Below are 13,579 nucleotides of genomic sequence, written 5' to 3' on the forward strand. Positions count from 1 at the left end.
ACCGCCGGGCCACGGGCCGGTGCGGACGGTGGACGACGCCGTCGGCACCGGCCCGCTGGCACGTCGGTGGACCGGCTGGGCGGGCTCCCGGTCGAGGCGCCGCACGCCACCGTGCCCCTGGGCCTCGGGCGCCGGAGGTCAGCAGGGCACCAGCTCCCGGTCGGCGCACGGGTCCACGATCGGGATGACCCGGTGCAGGCCGGTGGCCCGCAGCACCCGCTCGACCACCGGGTCGGGACGGACCAGCACCAGCTCACCGCCCCGGGCACGCACGCGCAGGTGCGCGGCGACCAGGGCCCGCACCCCGGCCGCGGAGAGCAGGCGGACCCCGGAGAGATCCAGCCGGAGCACGGGCCGGGCCGGGGCGGCCCAGAGCGCGGAGCGGAACGCGGCGACCGTGGCGATGTCGACCTCGCCGGTCGCCCGCACCGCCACCTCGTGGTCGGCCACGGTGATGTCCACGTGGAGCCGGTCGTCGCGCTGTCCCATGCGACGAACCTATCCCCCGCCACCGACAATTCCGCCCTGCTGAGGGACCGGATCCGGGTACGCCCAGGGTCATACCCCGAGACTCCAGGATCCCCCTCAGGGATGACGCGACGAGGGCCTGCGGGCTGCACATCGGCGGGCGAGAATGAGCCGATGGTCGCTCCCCGCCGCCGCGCGCCCCGGCTGATCCGCCCCGTCCGCGAGCCCGCCACGGTCCCGCCGCCGCTCGACGGGCCGTGGACGCCCACCGACCGGCGGCTCGACTCGGTGGAGCTGCTGCCGCTTCCCGACGGGGTGTCCGGCCCGGAGGACGTCGTCGTCGACCCGACCGGCCGGGTGGTCAGCGGGACGGAGGACGGCCGGCTCTGGTGGTGGCCGGTCGACGCGCCCCCCGGCACCCGACCCCGGCCGCTCGCCGACACCGGGGGCCGGCCACTGGGCGTGGAGGTCGACCCGCTCGACGGCAGCCTCGTGGTCTGCGACGCGTACCGGGGGTTGCTGCGGGTGACCGGCGACGGTGCGGTGCGCGAGCTGGGCGGCCTCGGGGCCAGGGCGAACCTGGCCGACAACGCCACCGTCGCCCGCGACGGCACGGTCTACTTCACCGACTCGTCCGACCGCTTCCCGCTCGCGCACTGGAAGCGGGACCTGCTGGAACACCGGCCCAACGGGCGGGTGCTGGCGTACGACCCGCGCAGCGGGCGCACCGACGTCGTCCGCACCGGGTTCTACTTTCCCAACGGGCTCGCGCTCACCCCGGACGAGTCGGCGCTGATGCTGGTCGAGACCGCCGCCCACCGACTGGTGCGGGTCGCACTGGCCGACGACGCGGTCACCGTGCTGGCCGACCTGCCGGCGTACCCGGACAACCTGACCCCGGTGGGCGACGGGACGTACTGGATCGCGTTGCCCAGCCCGCGCGTGCCGGTGGTCGAGCGGCTGCTGCCCCACCCCCGGCTGCGGCAACTGGTGGCGGTGCTGCCGGCGGCGGTGCAGCCGAAGCCGCTGCGCTACGGCCTGGTGGCCCTCGTCGACGGCGAGGGGCGGGTACTGCGGACCCTGCACGGCCCGCGCGGGACCTACGACATGGTCACCGGCGTCCGCCAGCACGGCGACCACCTGTGGCTGGGCAGCCTCACGGGCCCCGGGGTGGCCCGGGTGCCGCTGGGCTGAGCCCCGGACGCGGACGAGGCCGGCGGGAAGCGCCGGTGCGATCGCCACGCCGGGGACCAGCCCGCGTGACGGGGTCGACGGGAGGCCCCGGTGCGATCGACGCGCCGGGGGAACGGCCCGCGTGGCGGCGGACCGGTCCCCCGGGTGTGCGTACGGTCGGATCAGCCGCCGCGAACGGACGGCGCCGGCGCCGGCGAGCCCCCGGCCACCGCACCGGGGTGCGGCACGGCCGACGGGGACGGCCGCAGCCCGGCCGGCACGGGCAGCGCGCTGCCCTTGACGAACTCGTCCCAGCTGACGTTCCAGGCCGTCCAGCCGTTGCCCTCGGTCAGCTCGACCTCGGTGCCCTTGATGGTGACCAGGTCGCCGACCTGCGTGACGCCCATCAGCCAGTCCGCGGCCTCGTTGGAGACGTTGGTGCAGCCGTGCGAGACGTTGGTGTTGCCCTGGTCCCCCACCGACCACGGCGCCGCGTGGATGAACTCGCCGCCCCAGGTGAGCCGTTGGGCGTCCTCGACGTCGACCACGTAGGGGTCGGCCGAGCCCCGGGTGTCGAACGTCGTGAAATCGTGCTTCTCCATGATCACCATCTTGCCGCTGGAGGTCGGCGTGCTCGGTTTGCCCATGCTGACCGGGATCTTGCGGACCACCTTGCCGTCGCGCAGCACGGACATCTGCTTGGTCGCGTTGTCGATCTCCAGGGCCACCTGCCGGCCGATCTTCGACGTGGCCGTGCGGTCGGAGTCGCCGACCCGGTCCTTGCCGATCGGCAGGCCCTCCAGCCCGGCCCGGACGCTGATGCGGGTCCCCGGGCGCCAGAAATCGGGGGCCCGGTAATAGGCCTGACTGCCGTCGGACACCCACGACCAGGCGCCCGGCTGCGGCGGATCCGTCTTCACGAACAATCGGCGCTGCACGTCGTCCCTGGCCTCTTTCGGAATGGGTGGGTCGAACGCCACGGTCACCGGCATCGCGGTGCCGTACGTCCGATCACCGGCGAAGTACAACGTGCTGGTGATTTCCGGTTTCGTCGATTTCGGCATCGTGGTGAAGGTGGTCTTCCGGGTCGTCGTCGTGCCCGAGTCGCCCGTCGCGGTCACCTCCGCGGTGTAGGTGCGCCGCGGCTTCAGGGGCGCCTTCGGCACCCAGCCCGAGCCGTCCTCCCGGGGCTCCGCCGCGACCTGCGCGCCCTTGTCGTCGGTGATCCGCACGGCGGTGACCTTCCCGTTCCTGACCGCGGTCCCCACCTCGGCGGTGATCGGCACCTCGCGGGCGCGGTCGGTGGGCGTCACGGTCAGCTCCGGCGCCGCCGCCTGCCCCTCGGCCGGCCGGGCACCCGGCTTGCGGTCGGCGGTGCACCCGCCGAGGGCCAACGGCGTGGCCGCGATGGTCACGGCCAGCACCGTCAGTCGCCGCCTCAACTTCATGATGCGTCCCCCCGTTGTCTGGTGTCCTCAGCCACATTCTCTCCACGCCTCGCCGGGCGGACGCGCAATTTCCACGGAAATGCGAAAGCAATTATGGGAAGCATTTCCCCGCACTGCACGGAAAAGGGCCACACGCGCCGGTTTCCGGGTCCGTCCGGAATCGTCCGGCGCGCCCGCCGGCGGCCCCCGGACTCCCGTCGCGTCCCGGTTCGGGCCACGGCGGCGTCGGTGTCGGCGCACAGCCGTCCCGCACCCGCGATCCGGCGGAAGAAGGCGACGCCGTGCGGCACGACGCGACCGGACGCGCCGCCGCCGACGGGCCGGCCGTCCGGTCGTCGTCAGCCGTGGTTGCGTTCCCACCGGCCGCCGACCGGTGGGGTGTCCAGCCGGACGGCGGAGTCCGCGTTGCCGGCGAAGTCGTTGTCCTCGACCCGGCAGTCCACGCAGCTGCCCTGCTCGGTGACCCACAGTCCGTGGTTCTGGGTGCTCGGCTCGCGGTTGTCCCAGATCCGGTTCCCCCGGATGGTGGCCGACTCGACGGCCGCGTTGATCGCGATGCCGGCCCGCACCGGCGGCCCGGCGGGCAGCTCGTACGGCGTGCCCGGTGGCGGAGTCCCCCCGCTCCACCCGCTCGGGGAGTCCGGCCGGATCGGCGCGAGGGTGAGCTCGGTGTCGTCGTTGGCCGCCACCACGGCGATGCGCTCGCCGACCCGCACCACCTTGCCCCGGTGCCCGTCGTTCGGCCAGGTCGCCCGCCGGTCCACCACCGACTTCCCGGTGTAGCGCACCGAGTCGCCGTGTGCGCTCGTCGCGGGCGCCCACTGCCGCCCGTTGTTCCGGATCCGGTTGGCGACCAGGAAGACGTCGCGGACCGGACGGTCGATGCGGATGGCGTCGGCGCTGTTGCCGTAGAAGTCGTTGCTCTCGATGACGATCTCCTCGGCGACGTGCTCCTCGGACCCGCCGAGGTTGCGCTGGTGGTACCCGTACCGGCCGTTGCCGCTGATCCGGTTGCCGCGGATCGTGTACGGACCGGGGGTGTTGCCGATGCTCACCCCGTCGCGCAGGTTGCCGTCGATGACGCAGTCGGTGAGGATGCCGCCCCGGCCGGCGGTGTGCGTGGTGCCCTTCGCCGAGACGTGGAAGCCCGCCTCCAGGTTGCCGGTCATGGTGCACGCGGAGACGATCAGGCCGTTCGCGCCCCAGTCGGAGATGCCGAAGCGGTTGCCCTGGGCGTGGCAGCCGATGATCCGTACGCCCCGTGGGCGCAGGTGGTCCGCCTCCTGCAACTCCAGGAAGATGCCGTTGGTGGCGTTGGCGACCGCGCTGCAGTTGACGATGTTGAACCGCTCGACGCTGCCCCAGCCGCCGATGCCGACGCCGATGCCCGCGCCGCCCATCTCGGTGCCGTTGTCCAGCCGCCCGCACCCGGTGACCAGCACCCCGTCGATCAAACAGTCCTGGAGGAAGTCGCAGCCCAGGCCGGTGGCGGCGGTGTGGTGGATGTACAGGTTGCGGAAGACGCCGCGGACGACGTACTGGAGGCCGAGGCCCTTGGCCAGCGGGTTGTAGTCCGCGGACGCCACCTCCGAGCCGTCGATCTCGAAGTCGGCGAAGGTGCAGTCGGACAGGTGCTGGTTGCGGCTGGCACCGTGCTCGATCGCGGTGTGGAAGGCCAGCGGCGCGGGATCGGCCCGGTTGCCGGAGTTGCTGAGCACGAAACGGGTCGCGCCCGGTCCCGCGCCCATGAGCGACACCCCGCTGCGCCAGACGGTGCCCGAGTCCCGCATCGAGTAGACCCCGGGCGGGCAGTAGATGATCCGGGCCCGGCCGTCGGCGGCGTACGCGTCGCCGAGCCGGTCCACCAGCGCGGCGAGCGCCGGCTGGTCGTTGGCCGTCCCGTCGCCGATGAGGCCGTGCTCCCGGGCGTCGCAGAGCAGCGGGGCGCCGGCCACCGCGTGCCGGCGCACACCGCCGGCGGAGGGCATGTCCGGACAGGCCACCTCGTGCTCCCCTCGGCGAGACTGCCCGGCCCGCATTCCCGGCCCGTCTGCGAGAAAACGCCTGCCGCGACGGCGACGGCCCCCGCGCCGCCGGGAGGCGGAGCCGGGGCCGTCGCGTCCGGGGTCAGACGTTGGCGATCAGCACCGCCGGCCGCTCGACGCAGTCGGCGACGTGCCGCAGGAAGCCGCCGGCCACCCCGCCGTCGCAGACCCGGTGGTCGAAGGTCAGGCTGAGCTGCGTCACCTTGCGTACGGCGAGCTGCCCGCCGACCACCCAGGGCTTGTCCACTATCCGGCCCACCCCGAGCAGCGCCGCCTCCGGGTGGTTGATGATCGGGGTGGAGCCGTCGACGCCGAAGACGCCGTAGTTGTTGAGCGTGAACGTGCCGCCGGTCAGCCGGGCCGGGGGCAGCGTGCCGGCCCGGGCGGCCGTGGTGGTCGCGGCCAGCTCGGCGGCCAGCTCGGCGGTGGTCAGCCGCTGCGCGTCCCGCAGCACCGGCACGACCAGCCCCCGGTCGGTCTGGGCGGCGATGCCCAGGTGCACCCCGCCGGACTGGACGATCCGCTGGCCCTCGGTGTCGACCCGGGCGTTGAGCTGCGGGTACCGGCGCAGCCCGGACAGGCAGATCCGGGCCAGCAGGGCCAGGATGCTCACCGGCGCGTCCGGGGTCGCCGCGTTGATCGCCGCGCGGGTCTCCAGCAGCCCGGTGGCGTCCACGTCCACCCAGATGGTCACCTCGGGGATCTCCCGCCGGCTGCGGGAGAGCTTGTCGGCGATCGCCTTGCGGATGCCGGTCAGCGGGACGACCAGGTCCTCGGCGCCGGAGGCCGCCGACCCGACGGGCTCGTCCGGCACCGCGGCGAGCCGGGCGGCCGGCGTCGCCGCCTCGGCGACGGCGGCCTCCACGTCCGCCCGGCGCACCACGCCGCCGGGGCCGGTGCCGCGCAGGGCGGCCAGGTCGAGCCCGTGCTCGCGGGCCAGCCGGCGCACGATCGGCGAGATGACCAGGGGTGCCGCCGCGCCGTGCGGGTGGTCGGCCGCGCCGGCCGCAGTCGCCGCCGGGGTGGGAGCCGCCGGCGGTGCGGCGTGGGCGGGAGCCGCCGGGGTGGGTTCGGGTGCGGCCACGAGACGGGGCCGGCGACGCCGCCGCCCCGCGCCGCCGTGGCCGGTGCCGTACCCGATGAGGACGTTGCCGGAGCCGGCCCGCTCCTCCTCGCGGTAGGTGGCGTGCGCGGCGGGCTCGTCGCCGGCCCCGCCGTCGCCGTCCAGGGGCGCGATGGTGATCAGCGGCTGGCCGACCGGGCGGGTCTCACCCGCCGCGCCGTGCAGCGCCACGACCCGCCCGGCGTACGGGCAGGGCACGTCGACGACGGCCTTGGCGGTCTCCACCTCCACGACGCTCTGGTCCACCGTGACCACGTCGCCCACGGCGACCCGCCACTCGACGATCTCGGCCTCGCTCAGCCCTTCGCCCAGGTCGGGCAGGAGGAAGACCTGCGTCCCGTCCACGGTGGTCACGCCGCGCTCCCCCGGCTCAGCCAGCGCCCGTCGGGCTGGTCGTCCCACTGGAGCCGGGCCACCGTGTCGAGGATCCGGTCCACCGACGGCAGGTGGGTGTGCTCCAGCATCGGCGCCGGGTACGGGATGTCCAGCCCGGACACCCGCAGCACCGGGGCGTGCAGGGCGTGGAAGCAGCGCTCCTGCACCCGGGCGGCGATCTCGGCGCCCACCCCGGCGAAGCCCTGGGCCTCCTGGATCACCACGCACCGGCCGGTACGCCGGACCGAGGCGGTGACGGTCTCGTCGTCGAACGGCACGATGCTGCGTACGTCCACGACCTCCAGGTCCCAGCCCTCCTCGCGGGCGGCCTCGGCGGCCTCCAGCGCGACCGGCACCGCCGGCCCGTACGCGACGAGGGTGCCGTCGCGGCCGGGGCGACGCACGACCGCCCGGCCGATCGGCGCGGTGGCGGCCGGCAGTTCCGCCTCGGCGCTGGAGAAGTAGAGCTTCTTCGGCTCCATGAACACGACCGGGTCGGGATCGTCGATCGCCTGGCGCAGCAGCGAGTACGCGTCCTCGACCGTGGCCGGGGTGACGACCTTCAGGCCCGGGGTGTGCGCGTAGTAGGCCTCGCTGGAGTCGCAGTGGTGCTCGACGCCGCCGATGCCGCCGGCGTACGGCACCCGGATGACGATCGGCACGCTGAGGGCGCCCCGGGTGCGGTTGCGCAGCTTCGCCACGTGCGAGGCGATCTGCTCGAACGCCGGGTACGCGAACGCGTCGAACTGCATCTCGACCACCGGGCGCAGCCCGGACATGGCCATGCCGACGGCGAAGCCGACGATGCCGGCCTCGGCGAGCGGGGTGTCGAAGCAGCGCTTGTCGCCGAAGCGGGCCTGGAGGCCGTCGGTGATCCGGAAGACGCCGCCGAGCGCCCCGACGTCCTCGCCGAAGACGACCACCCGGTCGTCGTCGAGCATCGCGTCGGCGAGCGCGGCGTTGAGCGCCTTCGCCATGGTCAGGGCGGCCATCAGCGCTCACCCTCCTCGTCTGCGGCGGCGGCCAGCTCGGCGCGGACCTGCTCGCGCTGCTCGACCAGCTGCGGGGTGGGCTCGGCGTAGACGTGCTCGAAGAGGCTCATCGGGTCGACCGTCGGCTGCGCGTTCATGCGGACGCGCAGGTCGGCGGCGTACGCCTCGGCCTCCGCGGCGACCGCGGCGACGACGGCGTCGTCGAGCGCGCCCCGGGCCCGCAGGTACGTCTCCAGCCGGGCCACCGGGTCCCGGTCCCGCCACGCCTCGACCTCGGCGCCGTCGCGGTAGCGGCTCGCGTCGTCGGCGTTGGTGTGCGCCTCCATCCGGTAGGTGTGCGCCTCGACCAGGAACGGACCCTTGCCGGAACGGGCGTGCTCCACCGCGCGGGTGAGCACCGCGAGCACGGCCACCGGGTCGTTGCCGTCGACCTGCTCGCTGGGCACGCCGTAGCCCACGCCCTTGTACGCCAGCGACGGCGCGGCGGTCTGCCGCGACAGCGGGACGCTGATGGCGTACCGGTTGTTCTGCACGAAGTAGACGACGGGGGCCTTGAACACGGCGGCGAAGTTGACGCCCTCGTGGAAGTCGCCCTCGCTGGTCGCCCCGTCACCGATGAACGCCAGCGCGACGGTGTCGCGCCCCTGGTACGCCTCGCCGTAGGCCAGCCCGGCGGCGTGCACGCACTGGGTCGCCAGCGGGGTGCACTGCGGGGCGGTGTGCCGCTCGGCGGGGTCGTAGCCGCAGTGCCAGTCTCCGCGCAGCAGGGTCAGCACCTCGACCGGATCGATGCCCCGGGAGACCAGGGCCATCGACTCGCGGTAGGTCGGGAAGACCCAGTCCGTGTCGCGCAGGGCGAGGACGGCGCCGACCTGGCAGGCCTCCTGGCCGCGCGAGGACGGGTAGACGGCCAGCCGGCCCTGCTTGGTCAGGGCGGTGGCCTGGACGTCGAAGCGGCGGCCGACGACCATCCGCCGGTGCATCTCGACGAGCGCCTCGACGGGCGGCTCGGGGTAGTCGGCGGGGGCGCGCAGTGGCGTGCCGGTCGGATCGAGCAGGCGGACGGGCTCGGTGGCCGGGAGCAGCGGCGTGGCCGGATCGGGTGGGGTGGCCTTCCGACGGCTGCGCGGGGATGCCCTGCGGACCGCCTCGGGTGTGGTCGTCACGGCGGGACCTCCTGGACGTGTGGTGGGCCTATGCTCCTGCTGTCGGATGATTGACTCAAGATCCAGGACAAACGCGGGACGGATGGCATGGGACAGGCGGCGAGATGAGCCAGGAGTCCGGGGGCGCAGCGGAGCCGGTGGCCGGAACGGGACGTTCGGCGCGACCGTTGGACGACGTCGACCGGCGGATCCTCGACGAGCTGGTCCGCGACGGCCGCACGTCGGTGCGCACGCTCGCCGAGCGGATCCACATCTCCCGCACCAACGCGTACGCCCGGGTCGAGCGGCTGCTGCGCGACGGGGTGATCACCGGCTTCCGGGCCCAGGTCGCGCCCGAGGCGGCGGGGCTGGGCACCTCGGCGTACATCGCGCTGAAGATCGAACAGAACACCTGGCGGGAGGTGTCGGCGGAGCTGGCCCGGGTCCGCTACATCGAGCACGCCGCCCTGCTCGGCGGCGACCACGACGTGTTGGCCCTGGTCCGGGCGCCGGACAACGCCACCCTGCGCGACGTGGTGCTGGGCCGGGTGCAGAGCATCGCCGGCGTGCTCTCCACCCGCACCTGGCTGGTCTTCGAGGAGTTCGACGGCGAACGCAGCCCGTGGGAGTGAACCGGCGCGGCGGTCTCCCCGCTCAGCGCTCCGGTGGGGCCTCCAGCCCCTCCCGGTCGGCCAGTTCCAGCAGTGGCTCCAGGGAGAACCGCCGGTCGTCGAGGCCGGCGTGCGGGTCGCCGCGCTCGGCGAACCGGGCGGGCATCGTGGTCACGGCGAAGTCCTCCGGCCGGGCGTCGTCCAGCTCCGACCAGTCCAGCGGCGCGGAGACCAGCGCCTGCGGGGTGGGACGGATCGAGTACGCCGAGGCCATCGTGTGGTCCCGCGACATCTGGTTGTAGTCGACGAAGACCGGCCGGTCCCGCTGTTCCCGCCACCATGTGGTGGTGACCAGCTCCGGCAGCCGGCGTTGCATCTCCCGGCCCAGCGCCAGCACCGCGCGTCGGCAGTCGCCGAAGCTCCACCGGGGCTCGATGGAGAGATAGACGTGCAGGCCCCGCCCGCCGGTGGTCTTCGGGTAGCCGGTCAACCCCAGCTCGGCGAGGAACGCGCGCACCTCGTGGGCCACCGGCACCACCTGGTCGAAGCCCACCCCCGGCATCGGGTCCAGGTCGATGCGCAGCTGGTCGGGCCGCTCCACGTCGGCGGCGGAGACCGGCCAGGGATGGAACCGCAGCGTGCCCAGGTTGGCCGCCCAGATCACCACCGCCAACTCGCTCGGCGCGACCTCGTCGGCCGTACGCCCGCTCGGGAAGGTGATGTGGGCGGTGCGCACCCAGTCGGGCGCGCCCGCCGGCAGCCGCTTCTGGTAGAAGGCGTCGCCCCGGTTGTCCTGCCGGGTGCCGATCTTCGCCCCCTCGAACACGCCGCGCGGCCACCGCTCCAGCATGGTCGGCCGGTCCCGCAGGGCGCGCAGGACGCCGTCGCCCACGGCGAGGAAGTAGGACACCACGTCCCGCTTGGTCAACCCGAGTTCCGGGAAGTACGGCTTGTCGGGGCTGGAGACGCGCACCAGCCGCTCCCCCACCTGGATCTCCTCGGCCGGCGTCGCCACGCCTGACACCGTAACCCGCCCGCCCGGCACGGGCCCGCTCGCCGGGTGTAAGGAAGGGCCCTTGTCAACGCATAGCGTCAACAAAGGGCCCTTCCTTACACATACCAGGCGGGGTCAGCTCATCTCCTCCTGGAGGCGCACCAGGAGCATCTTCTTGCCCTGTTCGCCCGCCTTGCGGTTGTTCTCCTGGATCTTTCGGAACCAGGTGGCCAGTTCCGTGTCGCCGCGCGCGTCGGCGTCGGCGACGTAGTTCTCCAGTTGCCAGATGTGCTGCAACGACATCTGCAGCGCGTGGATCAGGTCGTAGTTCTGGTCCTTCACCGGGCTCGCCGGCTCCCTGACCATGGTGGCCACGGCGCACCTCCCCGTCTCGGTGATCGGTCGAGGCAGCGCTTACCCGACCCGGCACCGATCACGCCCGGCGGCGGGTCCCGGCGCCTTCCGGCGGACCTGGTCGACGGCGTCGTCCGAAATCGGACGCGCCAGGGCGATGACTCCGTCGTCCGTCGGTCGTCATATCTCTGGGACGGCGGCACGTGATGATCGGGTGGACAGGGCGGAGGACGGTTCGTGGCTGAAGGTGGCACGGGGTCGGGCGGGGTCGGCGAGAGAACGGTGGGTGACGCCGTCCGGGAGAGCGACGCACAGGCGTTCGCGGAGCTGACCGATCGGCACCGGCGGGAGTTGCAGGTGCACTGCTACCGGATGCTCGGCTCCTTCGACGACGCCGAGGACCTCGTACAGGAGACGTTCCTGCGGGCCTGGCGCAGGCGGGAGACCTTCCAGGGCCGGTCCACGGTGCGGGCCTGGCTCTACCGGATCGCGACCAACGCCTGCCTCGACTTCCTCGACCGCCGCCACCGGCAGCCACGTCCGCTCGTCGTGCCGACGGTGTCCCGCGCCGCCCGGCCCGGTCGGACCTCGTTGCCGCAGGCGGAGGTCCCCTGGCTCCAGCCGTACCCGGACCGGTTGCTAGATCCGGCCGCGCCGCCCGACGGCGAGCCGGACACCGCACTGGTGGCGAAGGAGACCATCGAGCTGGCGTTCCTCGCCGCGATCCAGCACCTGCCGTCCCGGCAGCGGGCGGTGCTCATCCTGCGCGACGTGCTCGGCTGGCCGGCGGCCGACACCGCCGCGCTGCTCGACGGCACGGTCGCCGCGGTCAACAGCGCCCTCCAGCGGGCGCGCGCCACCCTCCGGCAGCACCTGCCGCAACGACGGATGGAGTGGTCGACGGCGACCGACCCGAGCCATGAGGAACGGGCGGTGCTCCAGCGGTACGTGGAGGCCACCGAACGCGGGGACCTGCCGGCGCTGGCGGCGCTGCTGAGTAAGGACGCCCGCTTCACCATGCCACCCGAACCGACGTGGTACGAGGGACGGGCCGCGATCGTCGAGTGCTGGGCCCCCGCGCTGGTCGGACCCGCCCGCGGGAAGGACTGGTGTCACGTGCCCACCCGGGCCAACCACCAGCCCGCCGTCGCCGGCTACGTGCGTGAGCCGGGCCGATCCCACTACCGGGCGCTGGGCCTCGACGTGCTCCGCATCGAGGGTGGCGAGATCGTGGAGGTGACCACCTTCCCACCCCGCGTCTTTGCGGCCTTCGGGCTGCCGCCGACCCGGTGACCACGGCGGCGGCGATGAGTTCTCCGTGCCCCGACAGTCTCAACCGGGGCGGCCGGCGTCAGCGGCGCGCCGCTGACGCACCGAGAGAGGCGGGAGTGAACCAGCATGACCCAGCGGAGAGTCGTCAGCCGGGACGAGTGGGAGACGGCCCGTGCGGAGCTGCTCGTCAAGGAGAAGGAGCTGACGCGGGCACGCGACGCGTTGAGCGCCCGGCGGCGCCGGCTGCCGATGGTCCGGATCGACAAGGAGTACGTCTTCGAGTCGCCGGACGGCGCGGTGGCCTTCCGGGCCTGTTCGGCGGCCGTCGTCAGCTCATCGTCCGGCACCTCATGTTCCACCGCGACTGGGACGAGGGTTGCGTCGGCTGTTCCCTACAGGTCGACAACCTCGGCCACCCGGCTCACCTGCGGTGCCCGGGACACCAGGCTGGTGCTGGTGTCCCGGGCACCGCTGACCAGGATCGAGCCGTTCCGGCGCCGGATGGGGTGGACGTACAACTACCTCGACCTGACGGCGCTGGGCCGGCAGGAGGAGGAGCTGGAATACCCGCAGCAGTGGTGGCGGCACCACGACCGGTACGACGATCGACACCACAGGACCGGGCATCGTGACCGGATGCCCGCGCGGGTCGTCGGCCACCCGACGGAACTGGAGCAGCACTGACCATGACGACCTACGTGTTGATTCCCCCCGCGGGCAGCGGGCCCTGGTACTGGCACCTGCTGGCAGGCCAGTTGCGGGACCGGGGGCACGACGTGGTGGCGGTCGACCTGCCGTGCGCCGACGACTCGGCGGGACTGACGGAGTACGCCGACGCCGCCGTCCGGGCCATCGGAGACCGTACGGACCTGGTCGTCGTGGCCCAGTCGTTCGGCGCGTTCACCGGCCCGCTGGTGTGCGACCGCGTCAACGCCGAGCTGCTCGTGTTGCTGACCCCGATGGTGCCCTCGCCCGGCGAGTCGCCGGGCGAGTGGTGGGAGAACACCGGCTACGCGCACGCCAGGCAGGTCCAGGCCGAGCGCGAGGGCTGGACGCCGGAGCAGGACGGGGACCCCGGCGTCATCTTCTTCCACGAGCTGCCGCCGCCGCTGGTCGAGGAGGCCACGGCGCACGCCCGGGACCAGTCGGGCACGCCGTTCGAGAAGCCCTGGCCGCTCGGTGCCTGGCCGGACGTGCCGACCCGGGCGCTGCTCTGCCGGGGGGACCGCTTCTTCCCGGTCGACTTCCTGCGCCGGCTGGTGTCCGAACGGCTGGGCGTCACGCCCGACGAGATGGACGGCGGGCATCCGGTGGCCCTCAGCCGGCCGCGTGAGCTGGCCGACCGGCTGGAGGAGATCCGGCGGGAGCTCGTCGGCGTCGCCCGCGCCACGCCGACCCGCCGGCGGTGACCGGCCGCGCCGGGCGGCCGGGTTCGGGGCTGGCCGCCCGGCGCACCCTGTCATCCGGCGTCTCGAACCGCACCGGCCCCGCCCCACGGAGCCCGATGCTGACGGGACCGGTGGCGGGATCGGCCGGTCCCGGCGGGAGCGGACACTGTCGGCCAGCCGGTGCGGTTACC

13 protein-coding genes and 1 pseudogene are annotated in these 13,579 nt (G+C 73.8%); 6 read left to right on the forward strand and 8 right to left on the reverse strand.

The genetic code is table 11. The features are described from left to right. Nucleotides 1-138: 138 nt before the first annotated feature. Nucleotides 139-489, reverse strand: coding sequence for an STAS domain-containing protein (locus tag EV374_RS12045; protein WP_132234626.1), 351 nt, complete (start codon nucleotides 487-489; stop codon nucleotides 139-141). A gap of 153 nt (nucleotides 490-642) precedes the next feature. Here EV374_RS12045 and EV374_RS12050 point away from each other — a divergent pair, with 153 nt between their 5' ends. Beyond that, nucleotides 643-1,662 carry an SMP-30/gluconolactonase/LRE family protein gene (locus EV374_RS12050; protein WP_132234628.1) on the forward strand — a complete coding sequence of 340 codons (1,020 nt, stop codon included), beginning with the start codon at nucleotides 643-645 and terminating at the stop codon, nucleotides 1,660-1,662. A gap of 161 nt (nucleotides 1,663-1,823) precedes the next feature. Here the strand turns inward: EV374_RS12050 and EV374_RS12055 are convergent, their stop codons facing one another. From EV374_RS12055 to pdhA, 5 genes are all read right to left on the reverse strand, one after another. Then, nucleotides 1,824-3,089, reverse strand: coding sequence for an Ig-like domain-containing protein (locus tag EV374_RS12055; RefSeq protein WP_132234630.1), 1,266 nt, complete (start codon nucleotides 3,087-3,089; stop codon nucleotides 1,824-1,826). Between the two features lie 338 nt (nucleotides 3,090-3,427). Beyond that, nucleotides 3,428-5,077 carry a right-handed parallel beta-helix repeat-containing protein gene (locus EV374_RS12060; RefSeq protein ID WP_132235039.1) on the reverse strand — a complete coding sequence of 550 codons (1,650 nt, stop codon included), beginning with the start codon at nucleotides 5,075-5,077 and terminating at the stop codon, nucleotides 3,428-3,430. 139 nt (nucleotides 5,078-5,216) lie between these two features. Further along, nucleotides 5,217-6,611, reverse strand: coding sequence for a dihydrolipoamide acetyltransferase family protein (locus tag EV374_RS12065; RefSeq protein WP_132234632.1), 1,395 nt, complete (start codon nucleotides 6,609-6,611; stop codon nucleotides 5,217-5,219). Further along, nucleotides 6,608-7,624 (reverse strand): alpha-ketoacid dehydrogenase subunit beta, encoded by a 1,017-nt coding sequence (locus tag EV374_RS12070; RefSeq protein WP_132234634.1) that lies wholly within the window; start codon nucleotides 7,622-7,624, stop codon nucleotides 6,608-6,610. Before EV374_RS12070 ends, EV374_RS12065 begins: the two co-directional genes overlap by 4 nt. Continuing rightward, nucleotides 7,624-8,790, reverse strand: coding sequence for a pyruvate dehydrogenase (acetyl-transferring) E1 component subunit alpha (gene pdhA / locus EV374_RS12075; protein ID WP_132234636.1), 1,167 nt, complete (start codon nucleotides 8,788-8,790; stop codon nucleotides 7,624-7,626). Before pdhA ends, EV374_RS12070 begins: the two co-directional genes overlap by 1 nt. A 104-nt stretch (nucleotides 8,791-8,894) precedes the next feature. On the opposite strand from pdhA, the gene EV374_RS12080 reads away from it, so the two are divergent. Beyond that, nucleotides 8,895-9,401 (forward strand): Lrp/AsnC family transcriptional regulator, encoded by a 507-nt coding sequence (locus tag EV374_RS12080; protein ID WP_132234638.1) that lies wholly within the window; start codon nucleotides 8,895-8,897, stop codon nucleotides 9,399-9,401. Between the two features lie 22 nt (nucleotides 9,402-9,423). Here the strand turns inward: EV374_RS12080 and EV374_RS12085 are convergent, their stop codons facing one another. Both EV374_RS12085 and EV374_RS12090 read right to left on the reverse strand, forming a co-directional pair. Beyond that, the gene (locus EV374_RS12085; RefSeq protein WP_132234640.1) at nucleotides 9,424-10,395 is read right to left on the reverse strand and encodes a non-homologous end-joining DNA ligase LigD; all 972 of its coding nucleotides are present in this window, start codon (nucleotides 10,393-10,395) and stop codon (nucleotides 9,424-9,426) included. A gap of 114 nt (nucleotides 10,396-10,509) precedes the next feature. Continuing rightward, entirely contained in the window at nucleotides 10,510-10,740 is a 231-nt protein-coding gene (locus EV374_RS12090; RefSeq protein ID WP_132235041.1) for a hypothetical protein, read from the reverse strand. A gap of 270 nt (nucleotides 10,741-11,010) precedes the next feature. Between EV374_RS12090 and EV374_RS12095 the strand changes: the two genes are divergently transcribed. The 4 genes and pseudogenes from EV374_RS12095 to EV374_RS12105 all read left to right on the forward strand — a co-directional run bounded on the left by EV374_RS12095 (nucleotide 11,011) and on the right by EV374_RS12105 (nucleotide 13,409). After that, on the forward strand, nucleotides 11,011-12,021 hold the full coding sequence (locus EV374_RS12095) for a sigma-70 family RNA polymerase sigma factor (protein WP_207914109.1): 1,011 nt from the start codon (nucleotides 11,011-11,013) through the stop codon (nucleotides 12,019-12,021). A gap of 105 nt (nucleotides 12,022-12,126) precedes the next feature. Further along, a pseudogene (locus EV374_RS33365) lies at nucleotides 12,127-12,459 on the forward strand (DUF899 family protein); the annotation flags it as partial. Beyond that, the gene (locus EV374_RS33370; RefSeq protein WP_486485733.1) at nucleotides 12,351-12,632 is read left to right on the forward strand and encodes a hypothetical protein; all 282 of its coding nucleotides are present in this window, start codon (nucleotides 12,351-12,353) and stop codon (nucleotides 12,630-12,632) included. The pseudogene EV374_RS33365 and the gene EV374_RS33370, both read left to right, overlap by 109 nt. 54 nt (nucleotides 12,633-12,686) lie before the next feature. Beyond that, complete coding sequence (locus EV374_RS12105) at nucleotides 12,687-13,409, forward strand: alpha/beta hydrolase (protein ID WP_132234644.1); 723 nt, start codon at nucleotides 12,687-12,689, stop codon at nucleotides 13,407-13,409. The last annotated feature ends 170 nt before the right edge of the window (nucleotides 13,410-13,579 follow it).

This window comes from Micromonospora sp. CNZ303 (genome assembly GCF_004345505.1).

Excerpts from the sequence above, each read along its gene's own strand:
- EV374_RS12045 (WP_132234626.1), bottom strand. The coding sequence starts at position 489 with ATGGGACAGCGCGACGACCGGCTCCACGTGGACATCACCGTGGCCGAC.
- EV374_RS12050 (WP_132234628.1), top strand. The coding sequence starts at position 643 with ATGGTCGCTCCCCGCCGCCGCGCGCCCCGGCTGATCCGCCCCGTCCGC.
- EV374_RS12055 (WP_132234630.1), bottom strand. The coding sequence starts at position 3,089 with ATGAAGTTGAGGCGGCGACTGACGGTGCTGGCCGTGACCATCGCGGCC.
- EV374_RS12060 (WP_132235039.1), bottom strand. The coding sequence starts at position 5,077 with ATGCCCTCCGCCGGCGGTGTGCGCCGGCACGCGGTGGCCGGCGCCCCG.
- EV374_RS12070 (WP_132234634.1), bottom strand. The coding sequence starts at position 7,624 with ATGGCCGCCCTGACCATGGCGAAGGCGCTCAACGCCGCGCTCGCCGAC.
- EV374_RS12080 (WP_132234638.1), top strand. The coding sequence starts at position 8,895 with ATGAGCCAGGAGTCCGGGGGCGCAGCGGAGCCGGTGGCCGGAACGGGA.
- EV374_RS12090 (WP_132235041.1), bottom strand. The coding sequence starts at position 10,740 with ATGGTCAGGGAGCCGGCGAGCCCGGTGAAGGACCAGAACTACGACCTG.
- EV374_RS33370 (WP_486485733.1), top strand. The coding sequence starts at position 12,351 with ATGTTCCACCGCGACTGGGACGAGGGTTGCGTCGGCTGTTCCCTACAG.
- EV374_RS12105 (WP_132234644.1), top strand. The coding sequence starts at position 12,687 with ATGACGACCTACGTGTTGATTCCCCCCGCGGGCAGCGGGCCCTGGTAC.